Genomic DNA, 18,948 nt, shown 5'->3' on the forward strand with positions numbered 1-18,948 from the left:
TTTTAACCGCACTTTGATGTGGTTGCGTAAATAGCGGAACTTACGCTTCGCCTAATAATTTCAAGTCGCGATTTCTCACTTGTGTTTTCAGAATCTCTAAGAATTCTTCCACCGTGAATGTGCCGAGATCTTGACCTTTACGGGTACGTACCGCCACTTTGCCGGCTTCGATTTCTTTATCACCGCAAACCAGCATATAAGGCACGCGGCGTAAGGTGTGTTCGCGGATTTTGAAACCGACTTTTTCGTTACGCAAATCGGTTTTCACGCGTAAACCTGCATCGGATAGCTTTTTCGCGACTTCTTGCACGTACTCGGATTGAGAGTCAGTGATGTTCATCACAACCGCTTGCGTTGGCGCTAACCATGCCGGGAAGAAACCGGCATATTCTTCGGTGATGATACCGATGAAACGTTCAATCGAACCTAAAATCGCACGGTGAATCATTACCGGTGTACGGCGATCATTATCTTCCGCCACATACGACGCATTTAAGCGACCCGGGAGCGCAAAGTCTAATTGGATAGTCCCGCACTGCCATTCACGATCTAAGCAATCGCGTAAAGCAAACTCAATTTTCGGGCCGTAGAACGCACCTTCGCCCTCTTGAATTTCATATTCAAGCCCATTGTGTTTTAACGCGTTGGCTAAACCTTGCTCTGCGCGATCCCACATTTCATCCGCACCGATACGTTTTTCCGGACGGGTTGAAAGTTTAACGAAGATATTGGTAAAGCCAAAGGTGCTGTAAATATCGTAAACCATGCGGATACAGCTGGTCACTTCGCTTTCAATTTGGTCTTCAGTACAGAAAATATGGGCGTCGTCTTGCGTGAAACCGCGTACACGCATTAAACCGTGTAAAGAACCGGAAGGCTCATTACGGTGGCAAGAACCGAATTCCGCCATACGAATTGGTAAATCGCGATAAGATTTTAACCCTTGGTTAAAGATTTGAACGTGTCCCGGGCAGTTCATCGGTTTGATGGCGTATTCGCGGTTTTCCGATTGTGTGGTAAACATCAAATCGCCGTAGTTTTGCCAGTGGCCTGTTCTTTCCCACAACACGCGGTCCATCATGAACGGACCTTTCACTTCTTGGTAATCGTATTGTTTTAATTTGGTACGTACAAAGGTTTCCAATTCGCGGAAAATCGTCCAACCATCGTTGTGCCAGAACACCATGCCCGGTGCTTCTTCTTGCATATGATATAAATCTAACGCTTTACCGATTTTACGGTGGTCACGTTTTGCGGCTTCTTCCAAGCGTTGCAAATAGGCATCCAGTTGTTTTTTATCTGCCCAAGCCGTGCCGTAAATCCGTTGCAACATCTTGTTTTTGCTGTCACCGCGCCAGTAGGCACCGGCAATTTTTTGTAATTTGAAATGATGGCAGAAACGCATATTCGGCACATGCGGGCCACGACACATATCAATATATTCTTGGTGATGATAAAGCGCTGGTGTTGCAGTACGTTCGATATTTTCATCTAGGATCGCCATTTTGTACGGCTCGCCACGTTTTTCAAACGTATCTCTTGCTTCTTGCCAGCTGACCGGCGTTTTAATCACGTCGTAATCCGTTTTCGCCAATTCCAACATGCGTTTTTCAAGGGCATCAATATCTTCTTGGGTTAAAGAGCGGTCTAAATCCACATCATAATAGAAACCGTTGTCGATCGTTGGGCCGATGGCCATTTTGACATCCGGGAATAATTGTTTAATCGCATGACCGAGTAAGTGCGCTGTGGAGTGACGAATAATTTCCAAACCGTCTTCGTCTTTGGCAGTAATAATTTCTAATGTGCTATCTTCGGTAATCAGATCGCAGGCGTCTTTACGTTCGCCGTTGACACGACCAGCAATGGTCGCTTTGGCAAGACCTGCACCAATACTTTGTGCAACTTCTAATACGGTAACAGGTTTATCGAATTGACGTTGTGAACCGTCAGGTAAAGTAATAACTGGCATAATGCATCCTTATACAGTGGTCACCCATACGCAAGGTGGCTTGTTTCATTTAATTAAAAAACGTTTTAAAAAAGTACCGCACTTTTATCGTCCTTACCACGGACAAGCCAAGTGCGGTGCGAAATTCTAGCATATTTTAGAATGACAACCAAATGCTCAAATTTTGACTTATATCACAGTAATTTTCCCTTAATCTTTTACACTGTTCTTATGATTCACCAGCAAAAGGAACAGCGTATGTGGAAGTCGATTTCTCAAGTGTTAGCTGATCAATTCGGGGCGTATTATTCCATCAAAAATAAAACCAAAATTCATACCGGCGAAATGCATGAATCTTGGATCATTGATGATGGCATTCAACCTGTTTTTGTGAAAATGAATGAAAAGTCCTACCGTTCCATGTTCCGTGCTGAAGCGGATCAGTTAATCATGTTGGCAAAAACCAATACCGTTCGTGTGCCGGAAGTCTATGGCGTCGGTTGTTCGCAAAATCACAGTTTTCTGTTGTTGGAAGGATTAGCAATGCAGCCGAATACGCCACAAAATATGGCAGAATTTGGCGAGCAACTGGCACGCTTACACCAATATCAAGGTTCGGAAAATTACGGTTTATCTTTTGATACCTGGCTCGGGCCGCAATATCAACCGAACGAATGGGGTTCCCATTGGGCGAAATTCTTCAGTGAACAACGTATTGGTTGGCAATTACAACTCTGCGCAGAGAAAAATCTGCATTTCGGGGACAACGGAAAAATCATTAGAGCCGTTGCTACATTATTGGCAAAACATCAGCCAAAACCCTCGCTTTTACACGGCAACTTGTGGATTGAAAACTGTGCCAACATTGACGGACACACCGTGACCTATGATCCGGCTTGTTATTGGGGCGATCGGGAATGTGATTTAGCCTTTACCGAATTATTCGAGCCGTTCCCACAGGAATTCTATGAAAATTACCACCGCACTTTCCCGTTAGAGGAAGGGTATCAAGCACGGAAAATCATTTATCAGCTTTATCATTTGCTTAACTTCAGTAGCCGTTTTCATGGCAACTATGTGGCACTTGCCAATAAGCTTGTGCATGATGTGTTACAACGCTATGAGGCGCTTGAAAGAAAAATTTGAAGAATTAAGAGGAAAGGCAAGATTAAGAAAAACGAAAAAGAAAGGGCAGATTAAATTGCCCTTTCTATGGAATAGCTTGATGTCAATATGACAATGCGTACTTAGTACAAGTATGCTGGATCGCGATGTCCGCTTTGAACACCTTTCAATGTTGGCATTGCGCCTGAGGCGGTGTTGAAAGAGGTAATTTCAACGCGACGGTTAGGGTGTAAACAACGAATTAATTCTTGACCTTTTTCACTGTTACACGCTTTCACTTGGTGCGCTTTACCGTAACCGATAGCCGTAATTGGAAGCGCGATACCACGTTCGATTAAACGTGATTTAACGCGTTCTGCACGACGTTGGGAAAGATCCAAGTTATAAGATTCAGAACCTAAACGGTCAGTATAACCAGCGACTCTTACTTCTTTCGCCGGAGATGATCTTAATTGCATTGCCACGTTATCTACTACGGATTTGCCTTGTTCGGTTAAGGTATCTTTATCGAAGTCAAACAAGAAATCAGCCGTTAAAGAAAATGTGGAGTTGCCGTTACAGCCGTTTGGATACCAGAAGAAGCTTTGGGCATCCATATTTTTGTCAAATAAGATCTTGTATTGGCAGATTTTATGCTCACCGTTTTCACGATAGTGAAATACATAATCCCATTCACGAACAGCAAATAAGCCTTCGCTAAAATGAGGTACGCCGATGAGGTTATAAATTTGGTCTTTGTTCATACCTCTTTCGATCATACGAACATTATCCCAATTCGGCCATGAACCGAGTTGTGTGCCATCGTGGTTAAACTTAGATTTTTCAATCTTCGGCCACACTAACTCTGTTCCCTCAACAGGTGTCCCTTCTTTGGATACTTTGCTGAGGTTACCGCAACCAACCAACGTCGTGACTGCGATAGCTGAAAGTAAAAAATGTGATAATTTCATTTAATTTACCTTATAGGTTAGTGAAATGATTTATGTGTAAGTTTTTGGTTAAAAGCGACCCATATTAGCAAACTTTCCTTATCCATGTAAAACAAAAAACAGGAAAATTCCACAGATTTACACAAAATTGGCATAAATACGTTGACAAATCCAACAAACTCAATAAGTTAATTGGGCTGTTAATGTTCTGTGAAACAAGCGTAGAATTTGTTTTACATGAATGTGTGTTTATTGTTTTTTATTAAGTTTAACAATAGGTTACCTGCACTTTCTTCCGCTTGCTTTCCGAGGATTTGTAAGAAAGGTTTTTTTACAGCGTAATGCAATGCAACAACGTGTTTTTCTTTTATTGCCTGCAATAACAAATCATCGCTTGTCATAATGTCATCCACCAGTTTTAACTGCAACGCCTGCTGCCCAAACCAATGTTCTCCCGTTGCCACACGATCCACGTCTAAGTGCGGTCGATATTGGGCGACAAATTGTTTGAACAGTTGATGGGTTTCGTCTAATTCTTGTTGGAATTTTTGTTTTCCCTTTTCTGTATTTTCCCCTAAGATCGTCACCGTGCGCTTATATTCGCCTGCTGTCATCACATCCACGTCCACATCATGTTTTTTCAGTAACCGATGAACGTTAGGTACCTGTGCCACTACGCCGATTGAGCCGATAATCGCAAAGGGCGCCGAAACAATTTTATCGGCCACACAGGCCATCATATAACCACCACTTGCGGCTACTTTATCCACCGCGACCGTGAGTTTAATGTCATGCTGTTTTAAGCGTGCCAACTGCGAGGCGGCTAAGCCATAGCCATGCACCATGCCGCCGGGGCTTTCCAAACATAACAAAACTTCATCGTTAGGCTTTGCAGTTTGAATGATAGCGCTGATTTCTTCTCTTAACGCCGTTGTTTGGCTGGCGGCAACATCGCCTTTAAAATTCAACACATAAAGGGTTGGTTTTTGTTCGTCCGGTGTTGCTTCGCCTTTTTTGCGCTGTGCTTTCAAGGCTTTTGCTTTCATTTTTTCCGCTTTCTTCTCGGCTTTTTCTGCGGCTTTGAGTTCGTCATCGGTAAAATGAAATTCACGCAATGCCTTGCCGGTTTCTTCAAGGGTTTTGGACAAATCCGTGATAATCAATTCCCCGGATTGTGTGTGTTTTTTCTGTTTAATTGAAATGACCGTTGTTACCACGGCGACAACCATCAAAAGCAACGTAATCACTTCTAAAATAAATACGCCATAGCCAATAAAAATCTCTGACCACATTATTTTTTCCCTTACATTAACGAGTGAAATTCATATTAAATTATAACCGCACTTTTTCGCCGCCGAAGTCGTGCAAGAGGTTTTCAGTGAGCTGGCTGAGTAAACCGGTCATCAGCACGAAATCGGCATCGAAACGCTGCGCATAATCTTCTTTTAAAATATCGTCATTTTTTTCCCGAACGGCATCGGCAAATTTGAGACGCTTTAAGCTACAGTCTTCGTTTAACACGAAACTGAGGCGATCTTCCCATTCCAATGCCAGCTTCGTCACGTAGCGGGAATGGACGAGAGTGAGGATGTCTTCGCTATCCAGCGCGTGTTGTTTACAACGAATAACCCCATTGTTGACATCGCGTAACTCGGCTTCTTCCAATGGCACTAGCCATTCCGGCACCTGCCCTTGCGCAATCCATTCTTGCATCACCAATCCCGGCTCGTTGGCAAACGTTAACGGCACAACCGGCAGCGACCCTAAGGATTTACGCAACAATGCCAACGTCTCTTCTGCACGTTTAGCGGACGCTGCATCAACATAAATAAGCTGGTTTTCCGCATCAATCCACAAGGCAGTTTGTTGATATTTACTAAAAGCGCGCGGCAAGAGCGTGGCAATGACATCGTCTTTTAAGGTTTGTTTTTCCACTTTTTTTAACTTGCGGTTTTCTGCCTGTTCGATTTTTTCTATGCGCGCCTCCAATTCACGTTTAATGACGTGTGCCGGCAACATTTTTTCTTCTTTTTGAGCAAGCAATAAAATCTGTTTGCCCACGGCAAAATACAGGGATTCGCTGCCTTTCAACGGCGTTGACCAACCAAACTTAAGGATGTCCGATTGTGCGCAAGGCTGATAGCGGTGTTGTTCAAGCTGTGGCGCAAGGGTGTCGATCGACCAATCTAACGGCTTGGTGATTCGATAAATCAGGGCATTTTTAAACCACATGATGAGAGTCCTATAATCATTACATCAACAGGGCGGGATGAAAAAAGTGCGGTTAAAAATCACCGCACTTTGGGAGGTTACTATGCTTTTTGTTTTTCGCGTTGTTTTTTCAATTTAACAAGCTTTTCTTTAATTCGTTGGCGTTTGAGCGGAGAAAGATAATCCACAAACAAAATGCCATTGAGATGATCGATTTCATGTTGAATACAAATCGCCAATAAGCCGTCTGCTTCCAGCGTAAATTCATGACCATTGCGATCGAGCGCTTTAACGGTGACTTTTTCTTTGCGAGGAATTAACGCACGAAAGCCAGGAATCGACAAACACCCTTCTTCAATACCGGTTTCCCCTTCGGATGCCAAAATTTCCGGATTGATGAATACCAACTGATTTTGTTTATCGCCCTCAATATCAATGGTAATAATGCGCTGCAAAATATCCACTTGCGGTGCGGCCAAGCCAATACCTTCTTCCTGATACATGGTGTCGAACATATCATCAATAATGTTGCGTGTCTCATCGTTCACGTCCACAACCGGATCGCAAACCACTTTCAGGTGATCTTCGGGGTAAATTAATACATTAAGTGCGGTCATAACTTCTCTTTTAAGGGTTAATAAGTGCGGTATTGTAGCGTTTTTTTCTTGAAATGCCTATGAACAAAAAAAGAGCCAAGGCATTTACTTGGCTCAAATCACTCGGCTGTTTTATTAATAATAAGAATGTTCGCCACGTTGGTGTTCGGTAACGTCTTTTGCGCCCTTGAGTTCGTTCGGGAAGAGGCTGATTAATTGTTTTTCCACGCCGTCTTTCAACGTCACATCTACCATGGAACAACCGTTACAACCGCCGCCGAATTGTAGAATCGCATAGCCGTCATCGGTGATTTCCAATAAGGTAATTTTACCACCGTGGCTGGCTAATTGCGGATTAATTTGGGTTTGAATCACATATTCTACGCGTTCGATTAACGGTGCATCGTCTGCCACTTTGCGCATTTTGGCATTTGGCGCTTTTAAGGTGAGTTGTGCGCCTAATTCTTCCGTCACATAATCAATTTCGGCATCTTCTAAAAACGGTAGGCTAATGTCGTCCACAAAGGCAGAAAAAGTGTCGTATTTCATTTCGGTATCGCTTGCTTCCACCGAATTGGGCGGGCAGTAAGACACACCGCACTCCGCACTTGGTGTACCCGGATTGACAACGAAAATACGAATGTTGGTGCCTTCTTCTTGTTGATCAAGCAGACGACGGAAATGGGCTTGTGCAGCCTCTGAAATGGCTATTTTTTGCATGAAAACGTTCCCCACAAACTTGATTGATTTTGTCGGGCATAATACGCTTTACCGGTTTTTTTTTCTACCTTTTGCTGCAATAAATTCCGTTTTTCCTTGTTATGGCGTTTATGTTCGCGCCAATCCCCACACTTGAATATGTGCCACATTGGCTTGGCGTAACAGCTTGGCAATTTCGTTTAATGTTGAACCGGTGGTGATCACATCGTCAATTAATGCCACATGACGATACGGAAAATGCCGGCGTTTGGCGGAAAGTTGGAAGGCATTTTTCAAGTTTTTTCGCCGATCTTTGGCGCTCAAGCCCCGTTGAGTCGGCGTCCGTTTGGTGCGAAGTAACACATCATTGACACAAGGAATGTGTAACCACTTAGCCAGTTGGCGCGCCAAGAGATCGGCTTGATTATACCCTCGTTGCCACTGTCGAAAATGGTGTAGCGGTACCGGCAGAATCACCTCAGGCAGCATTAATCCATGCGTACGACGGGCATTGCGAATGGCTAAATATAATAAACGTGCCAGCGTGCGATCCAGCCAAAATTGCCGTTGAAATTTAAACCGATGAATCAGCGTGGAAAGCGGTTCGTTATAACGCCCGATAATTACCATGCGATCCCACGCCGGTTCTTGCTGCAAACAGTTGCCACAGTGCAAGGCGTTTTCCCTCAGTTCCGCACCGCAACAACCGCAATAAGGAAAACGCTGAATCGTTCGATTACAACGGCTACATAAACCGTGTTTGGCAAGTTTCAGTGGCGTGTGGCAATGCACACAGCAGGATTGAAAAAGGTTCATAAAAACGACCGCACTTGATTGAGAGAAAACAGATTCATCATAAAGTGCGGTGTGTTTTTTCGGTGTTTTTGGGCGCAATTTTAGGATCTCCCTCGCAAAAATGCTAAAATCAAGCCGTTTTGCCTGACATTGACAGAAAAGAGAAAGAAGATGACGATTCCAAATTATCGCGACCAAATTAAGCTGGTCTTTTTTGATATCGATGACACGTTGTTTATGAAGCACCGCGATTTCCTGCCGGCAACGGTGCCTGTGTTTATGCGTAAGTTGAAAGAAAATGGCATTATTCCAGCCATTGCCACCGGGCGCACGCGTTGTGCATTCCCACAGAAATTAAATCAGGTGATTGAGCAGGAAGGCATTGATTTATTTGTGACCATGAACGGGCAGATGGCAAGTTATCGCGGGCAAGTCATTGAGAAACATGTGATTCCAACGGAAAAAATTCGCCGTTTGGTACATTTTTTTGAACAGCATCATATGCCTTATGCCTTTGTGTCGGATCATACGGTCGCCGTTTCGGAGCGGAATGCCGTGGTGCAATGCGCCATGGATCCGATTTTGAAAGATTACATTGTGGATAAAACCTTTTTTGAAGGAAACGATATTGGGCAAGTGTTGCCGTTTTATCGTGCAGAGCAGGATGAATTGGTGCAAAATTCAGGCATATTAGATGGCTTACGTGTGGTGCGTTGGCATGAAGACTCTGTGGATTTATTTGATGCGGAAGGCTCAAAAGCCCGTGGTATTCAAGCGGTGGTCAAACATTTGGGATTACAGATGGACAATGTGATGGCGTTCGGTGATCAATTAAACGATTTGGAAATGCTAAACACCGTGGGCGTAGGTGTCGCCATGGGCAATGGTCATGAAAAACTCAAAGCGATTGCCGATCATGTGGCGGAACCGCTTGAGCAAGACGGCATTTATCGCTTTTTAATGAAGGCGGGTTTGATTGATTAATCACGCCTTTGGGCAATACGCTTTCTGCCTTTTGCACGAATGAAAATATTAACTAAAAACAAACCGCACTTTATCTCGTAAAATAAAGTGCGGTGTTTTATTTTTATGTTTTTACAACAACATTTCTGTCTCGTAGAGCTAACGCTTATTCTTTGAAAGAATCTTTCAAACGCTCATCGGCACGGCGCGCTTCGCTTTTGTGTTGTAACTTATTGAGTTGTCTTTCAAGTTTTTCTTCTACATCGTTAATTGCTTTATACATATCCTCGGCTTCCGCGCTGGCTAATAAGTTACCGTTCGGGGTGCCGATAGAAGCCTCCACAGAAAAACCTTTCGGGGTTTTATTCAAAATAAAATGAGGATTAATTAACTGAGTTTGCCATTTGTCCAACTTGGCAAGACGCTCTTCAACATGCGCACGGATTGCAGGGGTGATGTCCATTTGTTTGCTGGTGATATTCACTGTCATAGCATTTACCTCTTGTGTAATGAGTCGAACGACTCGGTTTGAATCCTTAGTTCTAACATAGTGACCTTGCCTGTGATTTTCAAGCAGAAATGTTTAAAAATATGATCTACGTCTAAAAACAAGACCGCCTAGTGTGGCGGCCTTGTTTTTTATTGTGAAAGTACGGTCATTTTTAAACGCGTTTTTAATCGCGGAAATTATTGAATTGGAATGGTTGTCCTAGTTCGGCGGTTTTGACGAGTTGAATCACAGCTTGTAAATCATCACGGGATTTGCCGGTAACGCGGACTTGCTCGCCTTGGATTTGGCTTTGGACTTTGATTTTGGAATCTTTGATAAGCTTAGTGATCTTTTTCGCCATGTCGGTTTCAATGCCTTGTTTCAGCTTGATTTCTTTGCTGTAGGTTTTGCCGCTGTGTTCATAGTCGGCAGGAATATCCAAGGAAGTGGATTCGATGTTACGTTTAATGCATGCATTACGTAAAATGTCGATGAGTTGCTCCACTTGGAAATCCGATTCGCTGCTCACTTTAATGCTTTCGTTTTTTTCGTTAAATTCGATGGCGGCTTGTACGTTGCGGAAGTCCCAACGGTTAGTCAGTTCGCGGTTGGCGTTTTCCACGGCGTTGCGGATTTCATGTCCGCTGATTTCGGAAACAATGTCGAATGATGGCATGGTTTTCTCCTTATTTCATTTTGTCGTTTGCACTTAAAATACATAAAAGTGCGGTTAAATCGGTGAAATTGACGATAACTTGCGCCAATTGTTGTACTTTTGGTTTGGCGTGATAAGCCACGCCGACATCGGCAATTTGCATCATGGCGAGATCGTTGGCGCCGTCGCCGATGGCAACAGTGTTTTCTTTGGCAATGTGAAATTGTTGTGCCAGCTGTTGTAAGGTTTGCGCTTTGTATTGTGCATCCACAATGGCGCCTTGCACCTTGCCGGTGAGTTTGCCGTTAATAATTTCAAATTGATTGGCGGCAATGAAATCTAAACCGAGTTTTTGTTGTAATACTTCGGCAAAATAGGTAAAACCGCCGGAAGCAATCGCCACTTTCCAACCGTGATTTTTGAGTTCTTTGACGGTTTCCACCAATCCCGGCATCAGCGGTAAATGCTGTTTGACCGCTTGCAAAATGCTTTCCGGTGCGTCTTTTAAGGTCGCTACTCGTTGGCGCAGACTTTGACTAAAATCGAGCTCGCCACGCATAGCACGTTCCGTAATGGCGGAAACCATCTCACCGGTGCCGGCAAGTTTGGCGATTTCATCGATACATTCAATTTGAATGGCGGTGGAATCCATGTCCATCACCAATAATCCCGCTTGCTTCAAACTGGCGTGAAAGTTTAACGGCGCAATATCCAGTGCCAATTCATGGGCAATGCCAATCCATTCGGCTTTCCACTCGCCTTTGAGCAACACCACGGTGTTATGCAATACATTCCACACGGCAAAACACAAAAAATTTTCACCGCACTTTTGTTGAAAAGCCTGTAGCGTTGTGAAGTTTAGCTTATCGGAATAAAGCACAAACGCCTGTGTGGCTTCACAAGGTTGATCGGCAATTAATGAGGCGGGCAATGAGGGAAAATGACGAAGAATATCGGTCAGATTTTGTGTTTGCATAAAAATCCTGTAAATTGTAGCGATTCTCAAAAAAGCGATTTATTCTAGCTTACTTATCCATCTTTGGGGAAAATAACTTGCATTTAGTAAAAGAAAAAATGATGAAATGGGTGATGTTATTCGGCATTATGTTGCTATGTGCCGGCATCATGGCGGTCATTTTATTTGGTATAAAACAGTTCAAAATCGGCTCACAGCTTGCCAGTGTCAACCAAGTGGCGAACGTGTCCCATTTACTGGCGCGGCAACAAGCCAGTTTGTTCTCAATGTTGTTAGTTAATAATGCCAAAACTGAACAACTGGTGGAAAATTTAGATAACTTCGTCAAAGAGGAATTTGTGTTGGACGCTGCTGTTTATGCCCGTAATGGTGAATTATTGGCGCAAAGCACCAACTCACCGAATCTCCGCAGTTTATTGGGATTGGATAAACCGGAAGAAAAAGACACGGATTCACAACAAATTGTCGAGCCGATTTATTCTTCAAACGGTGTAGAAGGTTTTCTGCGTGTGACCTTTGATGCCAAATATGCCCAATCGACAAAAAGCAAAATTAATCAGATGTTTCATCGGCTTTATGGCGAAATCATTATTGTGTTTTTAGTGGGCGTCTTATTTGCCGGCAGCCTGCATTATTTCTTCAGCCAGTATCACCGTAACCGTGTTCACGTTGCAGAAAAAGCCCCAATGCCAAGCAATAAAGCTACACGGTCTATGAGCAAGCTATTTCATCAGCGCAGAAGACGAGTGCGGTAGAAATTTACAGTAGAAACTGACAATAGAAACTCACGGTAGAAATGTCGGCAGAAAATTTACGCAGAAAGGAAGTAAAGAAGGACGTAAAGAAGAAAGTAAAAGTGCGGTAGAAAATCGGGTGAAATCTCCTCAATTTTCTACCGCACTTTTGTCGAGGGCTAAACAGCGGTTAATTCGGTCATCGCCCAACGGGGGCGCACTTCGATGGCAAGATCTTGCTGCTGTCCTTGTTTTAAACGTAGAAAACCGGCATAGGCAATCATAGCGCCGTTATCGGTGCAAAATTGCGGTTGCGGGTAAAATACTTCACCCCCAAATTGTTGCATCAGCTCCGCCAAGGTTTGGCGCAACTGTTTATTGGCGCTCACGCCACCGGCAATCACTAAACGCTTCAGGCCCGTTTGCTTTAACGCACGCTTGCATTTGATGGCGAGCGTGTCCACTACCGCCTCTTGGAACGCATAAGCAATATCTGCTTTGCTTTGCTCGGTTAATTCCCCTTCTTCTTGCACCACTTGATGAAGCGTATTGGCGGCAAAGGTTTTTAAACCGGAAAAACTAAAATCCAAACCGGGACGATCGGTCATTGGACGAGGGAACGCAAAACGATTCGGCGTACCCTTTAACGCTAAACGTGCCAGTGCCGCACCACCGGGATAATCCAAACCGAGTAATTTTGCCGTTTTATCAAACGCCTCCCCTGCGGCATCATCGATAGATTCGCCTAATAATTCGTAGCGTCCAACACCATCCACCCGCACTAATTGGGTATGTCCGCCGGACACTAACAACGCCACAAAAGGAAAGTGCGGTGGATTTTCTTCCAGCATCGGCGCCAGTAAATGCCCTTCCATATGATGTACCCCGATGGCGGGGACATTCCACGCATAGGCTAAAGAACGTGCTACGGTGGAGCCTACCAACAATGCGCCGACTAAACCCGGACCGCAGGTATAAGCGATGCCGTCAATGTCTTTGGCGGTGAGATGGGCTTCTTCAAGTGCAGCCTGTAATAAGGGGGCGAGTTTGCGGATATGATCGCGCGAGGCAAGTTCCGGTACAACGCCGCCGTAATCAGCGTGTAGCGCAATTTGGGTATGGAGCTGATTGGCGATCAAGCCTTTTTCTTCGTCATAAATGGCAACGCCTGTTTCATCACAGGACGTTTCGATGCCTAAAATTCGCATTGGTATTCTCTGTTTATCTTGGATTTATGCCACAAATTTTACCTTTTTTACTCAGGTTTAACCAGTTTATCAACACGGATTTCAGGAAAAGGCGAATCTTTCCTTTACTTTTCCTGTTAAGTTAGATTAAAATTGCGACCTTTATTGAATCTGCCACAACTTGTGGCAACAAATAAAATTTAAATTGCAATTAAATTAATTAAACTCATTGAGGTGATTGGCTTATGCCTGTAATTAAAGTTCGTGAAAATGAATCCTTTGACGTAGCATTACGTCGTTTCAAACGCTCTTGCGAAAAAGCTGGTATCTTAGCGGAAGTTCGTGCTCGTGAATTCTACGAAAAACCAACAACGATTCGTAAACGTGAAAATGCCACCCGCGCAAAACGTCACGCTAAACGCGTTGCTCGTGAAAACGCACGTAATACACGTTTATACTAATAACCGCATTTTAACTCGAGTTATTCAAACCGTGAATCTTCCAAGGCTCACGGTTTTATTTTCTCTTAATCTCATCAGTTAGGCTCATATTTCGTTCACAATAAGAGGCAGAATACTCGATGAAAGGTTCCATTCCCCGCACATTTATAGACGATATTTTAACTAAAGTTAATATCGTTGATCTGATCAATTCCAGAGTCAAACTGAAAAAAGCCGGCCGCGATTATCAAGCCTGCTGCCCGTTTCACCATGAAAAAACGCCTTCTTTTACCGTCAGCGATAAAAAGCAGTTTTATCATTGTTTCGGTTGTGGTGCGCATGGCAACGCGATTTCCTTTTTGATGGAATATGACAAGCTGGAATTTTTGGAGGCGGTGGAAGAACTGGCAGGGTTTCTTGGCTTGGAAATTCCCTACGAAAAACGACCGCACTTTAACGATAACGGCAAGCAGGTTAATTTCCAGACCAAGCGAAATCTGTATGAGTTAATGCAGGAAATTGCCAAGTTTTATCAGCAACAATTGCCGTTAAATATTCCTGCACAAAGCTATTTGCAACAACGCGGATTGTCAGCGGAAATCATTGACCGTTTTCAAATCGGTTATGTGCCAAATGCCATGGATACCGTGTATCGTCAATTTGGTAAAACTCGTGAAGAGCAACAAAAATTGTTCGATCTAGGCATGCTGTCGCGCAATGATCGTGGCAACGTGTATGACAAATTTCGTAATCGGATTATGTTCCCCATTCGTGATCGTCGTGGGCGTACGGTCGCGTTTGGTGGGCGCGTGTTAACCGATGAAAAACCGAAATATTTAAACTCACCGGAAACCGTCACCTATCACAAAGGCAGTGAACTTTACGGTTTATTTGAAGCGCTACAAGCGGACGATTCACCCCAAAAACTGCTGATGGTTGAAGGCTACATGGATGTGGTGGCATTAGCCCAATTCGGCGTCAATTATGCCGTAGCCTCTCTTGGCACATCAACAACCTCGGAACAAATTCAATTACTTTTTCGTTCCACCGAACAAGTGATTTGCTGTTATGACGGCGATCGCGCGGGACGTGATGCCGCATGGCGTGCCTTAGAAAATGCCTTGCCCTATTTAGAAGACGGACGGCAGCTAAAATTTATCTTTTTACCGGACGATGAAGACCCTGATAGCTTCATTCGTCAATACGGTAAACAAGGCTTCGAGGAATACATTGAGAACGCGCAATCCTTGAGTGAATTCTTGTTTGCGCACTTAACTCCGCAAGTGGATTTTTCTTCAAAAGAGGGCAAAGCGAAACTTGCCGCACTGGCGATTCCGCGAATTAAACAAATTCCGGGCGATGTATTGCGGTTGGATTTGCGTAATACGCTTGCGAAAAAATTAGGCATTTTGGATCCGACACAGCTGGAAAGTCTGCTCCCGAATCCTGCCAAACCACACAATGAAACCACCGTGCCGACCATGCAATTCAAGCGCACGCCAATGCGGATTCTCATTGCGTTATTGTTACAAAATCCGGAATTGGTGAAATTCATACCGGATTTGGAACCGCTCAAAAACTTAGACGAGCCGGGCTACGATTTACTCGCAGAACTGACCGCACTTTGTCGTGAAAAAATTGGCATTAGTGCCGGTCAACTGCTGGAGCATTGGCGCGATACACCGCAACAAGGGACGCTTGAAAAATTGCTGGCGTGGAACCATTTGATTGAAGACGATAAGATCGAAGACACGTTCCGCGAAACATTGCGTTATTTTTATCTGCAACTGGTGGATAAGCGCATCCAATGGCTCATTGCAAAAGATCGTGCGGAAGGCTTGGATCTTAACGAAAAGCAAGAGCTTTCACATTTGTTAGTAAAAAAACAAGAAAAGAAATAGTTAAACCCTAGTAAGAATGCTAAAATCCCTAGCATTTTATCTTCACTAAATAAGTCAGCAAGGCGGATATTAAATATGGATCAAAATCCACAATCTCAATTGAAACTACTCATCGCACAAGGGAAAGAGCAAGGTTATTTAACTTATGCCGAGGTCAATGACAGCCTGCCTGAAGAATTAGTCGATGCGGATCAGATTGAAGATATTATTCAAATGATTAACGACATGGGCATTCAGGTGTTGGAAGCCGCACCGGATGCTGATGATCTGATGCTCAACGAAAATATCGCTGATGAAGATGTTGTCGAAGAAGCCACCCAAGTGTTATCCAGCGTAGAAGCAGAACTTGGTCGCACCACCGATCCTGTGCGGATGTATATGCGCGAAATGGGAAGCGTGGAATTGCTCACCCGCGAGGGCGAAATTGACATCGCCAAACGCATCGAAGAAGGCATCAACGAAGTGCAAAGCGCCGTTGCCGCCTATCCTGAAGCCATTACCCATCTCATTGAACAATATGACGCAGTGGAAAGAGGGGAAGCCCGCTTAGCGGATTTGATTACCGGTTTTGTTGATCCGAACGTCATCACCGAAGCCGAGAATGCCGAATTAGAAGAAACCTTTGCGTCAGATGAAGAAAGCGAAAGTGTCGATGCGACAGATGAATTAGAGGACGAAGAAGGCAACGAAGAAAATAGCGGCGATGAAAGTGATAGCGATAACAGCATTGATCCTGAAGTTGCGCGCGAAAAATTCACCGCACTTAAAGATCAACATCAAAAAACACTGACAAGCATTGCAAAACACGGTCGCACCTCAGCCAAAACCAAAGCGGAAATTCAAGTATTATCTGAGATTTTTACCACATTCCGCTTAGTGCCGAAACAGTTTGATGCCTTAGTGTTGCGTATGCGCGACATCATGAAGCAAGTGCGCGACCAAGAACGCACGATTCAAAGAATCGTGGTGGATAATGCCAAAATGCCAAAAGCGACTTTCCAAAAAAGCTTTATCGGACACGAAACCCAAGACGTTTGGCTGGTGAAAGCCTTAGCGGCAGGAAAGTCTTGGTCAGAAAAATTAGTGCAATATGAAGCGGATTTACGTCAGGCGATTGCCAACTTAGTTCAAATTGAACAAGACACCAACCTCACCATTCAGCAAATTCGAGACATTTGCGAACGCATTTCGCAAGGCGAACTCAAAGCGCGCCGTGCCAAAAAAGAAATGGTGGAAGCGAACCTGCGTTTGGTGATTTCCATTGCCAAAAAATACACCAACCGTGGCTTGCAGTTCCTTGATTTAATTCAAGAAGGCAATATCGGCTTAATGAAAGCCGTGGATAAATTTGAATACCGCCGTGGTTACAAATTCTCCACTTATGCCACATGGTGGATTCGTCAGGCGATTACACGCTCTATCGCCGACCAAGCACGCACCATTCGCATTCCGGTGCATATGATTGAAACCATCAACAAACTCAATCGTATTTCTCGCCAAATGTTGCAAGAAATGGGACGTGAAGCCACACCGGAAGAACTGGCAGAGCGCATGGGAATGCCGGAAGACAAAATCCGCAAAGTGCTGAAAATCGCCAAAGAACCGATTTCCATGGAAACCCCAATCGGCGATGATGACGACTCCCATTTAGGCGATTTCATCGAAGATTCCACCTTGGAACTGCCATTGGATTCCGCCACCGCACAAAGCCTAAAAGCCGCCACACACGAAGTGTTGGAAGGCTTAACGCCACGTGAAGCGAAAGTGCTTCGTATGCGTTTCGGCATCGACATGAACACCGACCACACATTAGAAGAAGTCGGCAAACAATTCGATGTAACCCGTGAACGTATTCGTCAAATCGAAGCCAAAGCACTACGCAAATTGCGCCACCCAAGCCGCTCCGAAACCTTACGCAGCTTCTTGGATGAATAGCGAGCACATCAACGCACAACACCAAACAAAGAGAGGAAAGGAAACCTTCCTCTCTTTTTATTTACCCGTAGCGTGCAACTTGTTGCACGAAAAAACACGCATAAAAACCACCGCACTTTATTCCGCACCGAGGTGAAATCATTCGTGCATCAAGATGCACGCTACACACGAAATCGTGAACGCCCGAAAGGGTTGAATAATGTTCCGTGCGTGCAAATTCTTGCGTGATAATTGCAGGAATTGTAGAATGAAGCCAAACCTCAACGAACAGGGAATCCTATGCAAATCACCCTCTCATCTCCGCCTGTATTTAAGCAAAAAGAGACATATTACACCGAAGAAGAGCAACATTTGCTCGAACAACTAGAAAAAGGCATAGTGAAAACAATTTCTCACGAACAAGTGATGATTGATTTACGCCGAGAATTAAAGCTAGATGAAGTTTGATTACCTCATTAAATGGCATAGTGTGGCGGAGGAAAAATTACGCAGCCAAGCTCGCTACATTCTACAACAATCCCAAAATAGGCTTATTGCAGAGCATTTTTACGATGCCGTTAAAAGCGAAATAGACAAGCTTTCCTACACAGCGGATGTTTACCGATTCAGAAAGAAAAAAGAAATTTCAATATTGAACGGAAAATACATCGTTAAATTTCTTGTCGGCGCACACACCGTTTATATCATCGACTTCAAATCCGCAAAACAACAACATTATTCCACCCCGTAGCGTGCAACTTGTTGCACGAAAAAAACATACCCAAAAACCACCGCACTTCATTCCGTACTGAGGTTGAATCTTTCGTGCATCAAGATGCACGCTACGATATGAAATAACACGCCCCGTAGCGTGCAACTCGTTGCACGAAATCGTGAATACCCGAAAGGTGGTGAATAGCGTTCCGTGCGTGGTTCTTTCGTGCAACAAGTTGCACGCTACATGGTGACCGAGGTGTGCATGGTGAATAAATGGAGGAAATAAAAAGCCTGATAATTGATTATCGGGCTTTCTTAAAAGACATCTTGATGAATTCGGTGTGTCGAACCATAATCATTTCACTTTCAAGGGGTAATCTTGAAAGTGAGTGTAAGGCTTAAACCTTACAATGAAGAGGATAATATAATGTTGAAGACCATTATCCTAGTTATCGTGTTGTTGCTCTGGTCTTTGCCGGCTTACTAACCCGATAACTTACTGGGGGAGGACGAGTCCCCCAGCTCTTCAAAATTATGGCGTATCACAAAAAAATTGTCAATTAACGAAATCCACGCCGCAACGCCTCAAAAAACACACGCAAAAATCACCGCACTTTACAATACGAATCCCCGTAGCGTGCAACTCGTTGCACGAAATCGTGAAT

20 protein-coding genes are annotated in these 18,948 nt (G+C 44.1%); 9 read left to right on the forward strand and 11 right to left on the reverse strand.

The features are described 5' to 3' along the window. Positions 1–40 precede the first annotated feature (40 nt). On the reverse strand, positions 41–1,972 hold the full coding sequence (gene thrS, locus AC30SF_RS00870; RefSeq protein ID WP_489607255.1) for a threonine--tRNA ligase: 1,932 nt from the start codon (positions 1,970–1,972) through the stop codon (positions 41–43). 1 nt (position 1,973) lies between these two features. Here thrS and AC30SF_RS00875 point away from each other — a divergent pair, with 1 nt between their 5' ends. Together AC30SF_RS00875 and AC30SF_RS00880 are read left to right on the forward strand one after the other, a co-directional pair. Further along, positions 1,974–2,102, forward strand: coding sequence for a hypothetical protein (locus AC30SF_RS00875; protein ID WP_489607256.1), 129 nt, complete (start codon positions 1,974–1,976; stop codon positions 2,100–2,102). Positions 2,103–2,209: 107 nt separating this feature from the next. Beyond that, positions 2,210–3,097: a fructosamine kinase family protein gene (locus AC30SF_RS00880; RefSeq protein ID WP_489607257.1), complete on the forward strand. Its 888-nt coding sequence runs from the start codon at positions 2,210–2,212 to the stop codon at positions 3,095–3,097. 101 nt (positions 3,098–3,198) lie between these two features. On the opposite strand, the gene AC30SF_RS00885 is transcribed toward AC30SF_RS00880, so the two are convergent. The 6 genes from AC30SF_RS00885 to AC30SF_RS00910 all read right to left on the reverse strand — a co-directional run bounded on the left by AC30SF_RS00885 (position 3,199) and on the right by AC30SF_RS00910 (position 8,327). Then, positions 3,199–4,026, reverse strand: coding sequence for an OmpA family protein (locus AC30SF_RS00885; protein ID WP_209363570.1), 828 nt, complete (start codon positions 4,024–4,026; stop codon positions 3,199–3,201). A 212-nt stretch (positions 4,027–4,238) separates the two neighbouring features. Next, positions 4,239–5,297, reverse strand: a complete 1,059-nt coding sequence (gene sohB / locus AC30SF_RS00890) for a protease SohB (RefSeq protein ID WP_489607258.1) — start codon at positions 5,295–5,297, stop codon at positions 4,239–4,241. Between the two features lie 40 nt (positions 5,298–5,337). After that, entirely contained in the window at positions 5,338–6,240 is a 903-nt protein-coding gene (gene rdgC / locus AC30SF_RS00895; protein ID WP_489608293.1) for a recombination-associated protein RdgC, read from the reverse strand. A gap of 77 nt (positions 6,241–6,317) precedes the next feature. Then, complete coding sequence (gene def / locus AC30SF_RS00900) at positions 6,318–6,833, reverse strand: peptide deformylase (RefSeq protein ID WP_021616832.1); 516 nt, start codon at positions 6,831–6,833, stop codon at positions 6,318–6,320. A gap of 114 nt (positions 6,834–6,947) precedes the next feature. Further along, positions 6,948–7,532 carry a Fe-S biogenesis protein NfuA gene (nfuA, locus tag AC30SF_RS00905; RefSeq protein WP_489607259.1) on the reverse strand — a complete coding sequence of 195 codons (585 nt, stop codon included), beginning with the start codon at positions 7,530–7,532 and terminating at the stop codon, positions 6,948–6,950. Between the two features lie 108 nt (positions 7,533–7,640). Next, positions 7,641–8,327, reverse strand: coding sequence for an amidophosphoribosyltransferase (locus tag AC30SF_RS00910; protein ID WP_489608294.1), 687 nt, complete (start codon positions 8,325–8,327; stop codon positions 7,641–7,643). Positions 8,328–8,477: 150 nt separating this feature from the next. Between AC30SF_RS00910 and AC30SF_RS00915 the strand changes: the two genes are divergently transcribed. After that, complete coding sequence (locus AC30SF_RS00915; protein WP_021616829.1) at positions 8,478–9,290, forward strand: Cof-type HAD-IIB family hydrolase; 813 nt, start codon at positions 8,478–8,480, stop codon at positions 9,288–9,290. Positions 9,291–9,435: 145 nt separating this feature from the next. Here the strand turns inward: AC30SF_RS00915 and raiA are convergent, their stop codons facing one another. The 3 genes from raiA to serB form a co-directional block, all read right to left on the reverse strand. After that, a complete protein-coding gene (gene raiA / locus AC30SF_RS00920) occupies positions 9,436–9,759 on the reverse strand; it encodes a ribosome-associated translation inhibitor RaiA (protein ID WP_296027482.1) in 324 nt (107 codons plus the stop codon). 184 nt (positions 9,760–9,943) lie between these two features. Further along, a complete protein-coding gene (locus AC30SF_RS00925; protein ID WP_005701698.1) occupies positions 9,944–10,435 on the reverse strand; it encodes a YajQ family cyclic di-GMP-binding protein in 492 nt (163 codons plus the stop codon). 10 nt (positions 10,436–10,445) lie between these two features. Continuing rightward, the gene (gene serB / locus AC30SF_RS00930) at positions 10,446–11,390 is read right to left on the reverse strand and encodes a phosphoserine phosphatase (protein ID WP_489607260.1); all 945 of its coding nucleotides are present in this window, start codon (positions 11,388–11,390) and stop codon (positions 10,446–10,448) included. A gap of 77 nt (positions 11,391–11,467) precedes the next feature. On the opposite strand from serB, the gene AC30SF_RS00935 reads away from it, so the two are divergent. After that, positions 11,468–12,145, forward strand: coding sequence for a YtjB family periplasmic protein (locus AC30SF_RS00935; RefSeq protein ID WP_489607261.1), 678 nt, complete (start codon positions 11,468–11,470; stop codon positions 12,143–12,145). 158 nt (positions 12,146–12,303) lie between these two features. Here the strand turns inward: AC30SF_RS00935 and tsaD are convergent, their stop codons facing one another. Next, on the reverse strand, positions 12,304–13,332 hold the full coding sequence (tsaD, locus tag AC30SF_RS00940) for a tRNA (adenosine(37)-N6)-threonylcarbamoyltransferase complex transferase subunit TsaD (protein WP_489607262.1): 1,029 nt from the start codon (positions 13,330–13,332) through the stop codon (positions 12,304–12,306). A gap of 224 nt (positions 13,333–13,556) precedes the next feature. On the opposite strand from tsaD, the gene rpsU reads away from it, so the two are divergent. The 5 genes from rpsU to AC30SF_RS00965 all read left to right on the forward strand — a co-directional run bounded on the left by rpsU (position 13,557) and on the right by AC30SF_RS00965 (position 18,317). Then, positions 13,557–13,772 carry a 30S ribosomal protein S21 gene (rpsU, locus tag AC30SF_RS00945; RefSeq protein WP_005701713.1) on the forward strand — a complete coding sequence of 72 codons (216 nt, stop codon included), beginning with the start codon at positions 13,557–13,559 and terminating at the stop codon, positions 13,770–13,772. A gap of 119 nt (positions 13,773–13,891) precedes the next feature. Beyond that, positions 13,892–15,652: a DNA primase gene (gene dnaG / locus AC30SF_RS00950; RefSeq protein WP_489607263.1), complete on the forward strand. Its 1,761-nt coding sequence runs from the start codon at positions 13,892–13,894 to the stop codon at positions 15,650–15,652. A gap of 75 nt (positions 15,653–15,727) precedes the next feature. Then, the gene (gene rpoD, locus AC30SF_RS00955; protein WP_489607264.1) at positions 15,728–17,587 is read left to right on the forward strand and encodes an RNA polymerase sigma factor RpoD; all 1,860 of its coding nucleotides are present in this window, start codon (positions 15,728–15,730) and stop codon (positions 17,585–17,587) included. A gap of 279 nt (positions 17,588–17,866) precedes the next feature. Then, a complete protein-coding gene (locus AC30SF_RS00960; protein WP_021616818.1) occupies positions 17,867–18,034 on the forward strand; it encodes a hypothetical protein in 168 nt (55 codons plus the stop codon). Further along, the gene (locus AC30SF_RS00965) at positions 18,024–18,317 is read left to right on the forward strand and encodes a type II toxin-antitoxin system RelE/ParE family toxin (protein WP_489607265.1); all 294 of its coding nucleotides are present in this window, start codon (positions 18,024–18,026) and stop codon (positions 18,315–18,317) included. Before AC30SF_RS00960 ends, AC30SF_RS00965 begins: the two co-directional genes overlap by 11 nt. Positions 18,318–18,948: the final 631 nt, after the last annotated feature.

Source organism: Aggregatibacter valvarum, assembly GCF_980468985.1.

What these genes read in the sequence shown, in the direction of transcription:
- thrS (WP_489607255.1), bottom strand. Translation starts at nt 1,972, where the DNA reads ATGCCAGTTATTACTTTACCTGACGGTTCACAACGTCAATTCGATAAA.
- AC30SF_RS00875 (WP_489607256.1), top strand. Translation starts at nt 1,974, where the DNA reads ATGCATCCTTATACAGTGGTCACCCATACGCAAGGTGGCTTGTTTCAT.
- AC30SF_RS00880 (WP_489607257.1), top strand. Translation starts at nt 2,210, where the DNA reads ATGTGGAAGTCGATTTCTCAAGTGTTAGCTGATCAATTCGGGGCGTAT.
- AC30SF_RS00885 (WP_209363570.1), bottom strand. Translation starts at nt 4,026, where the DNA reads ATGAAATTATCACATTTTTTACTTTCAGCTATCGCAGTCACGACGTTG.
- sohB (WP_489607258.1), bottom strand. Translation starts at nt 5,297, where the DNA reads ATGTGGTCAGAGATTTTTATTGGCTATGGCGTATTTATTTTAGAAGTG.
- def (WP_021616832.1), bottom strand. Translation starts at nt 6,833, where the DNA reads ATGACCGCACTTAATGTATTAATTTACCCCGAAGATCACCTGAAAGTG.
- nfuA (WP_489607259.1), bottom strand. Translation starts at nt 7,532, where the DNA reads ATGCAAAAAATAGCCATTTCAGAGGCTGCACAAGCCCATTTCCGTCGT.
- AC30SF_RS00910 (WP_489608294.1), bottom strand. Translation starts at nt 8,327, where the DNA reads ATGAACCTTTTTCAATCCTGCTGTGTGCATTGCCACACGCCACTGAAA.
- AC30SF_RS00915 (WP_021616829.1), top strand. Translation starts at nt 8,478, where the DNA reads ATGACGATTCCAAATTATCGCGACCAAATTAAGCTGGTCTTTTTTGAT.
- raiA (WP_296027482.1), bottom strand. Translation starts at nt 9,759, where the DNA reads ATGACAGTGAATATCACCAGCAAACAAATGGACATCACCCCTGCAATC.
- AC30SF_RS00925 (WP_005701698.1), bottom strand. Translation starts at nt 10,435, where the DNA reads ATGCCATCATTCGACATTGTTTCCGAAATCAGCGGACATGAAATCCGC.
- serB (WP_489607260.1), bottom strand. Translation starts at nt 11,390, where the DNA reads ATGCAAACACAAAATCTGACCGATATTCTTCGTCATTTTCCCTCATTG.
- tsaD (WP_489607262.1), bottom strand. Translation starts at nt 13,332, where the DNA reads ATGCGAATTTTAGGCATCGAAACGTCCTGTGATGAAACAGGCGTTGCC.
- rpsU (WP_005701713.1), top strand. Translation starts at nt 13,557, where the DNA reads ATGCCTGTAATTAAAGTTCGTGAAAATGAATCCTTTGACGTAGCATTA.
- dnaG (WP_489607263.1), top strand. Translation starts at nt 13,892, where the DNA reads ATGAAAGGTTCCATTCCCCGCACATTTATAGACGATATTTTAACTAAA.
- rpoD (WP_489607264.1), top strand. Translation starts at nt 15,728, where the DNA reads ATGGATCAAAATCCACAATCTCAATTGAAACTACTCATCGCACAAGGG.
- AC30SF_RS00960 (WP_021616818.1), top strand. Translation starts at nt 17,867, where the DNA reads ATGCAAATCACCCTCTCATCTCCGCCTGTATTTAAGCAAAAAGAGACA.
- AC30SF_RS00965 (WP_489607265.1), top strand. Translation starts at nt 18,024, where the DNA reads ATGAAGTTTGATTACCTCATTAAATGGCATAGTGTGGCGGAGGAAAAA.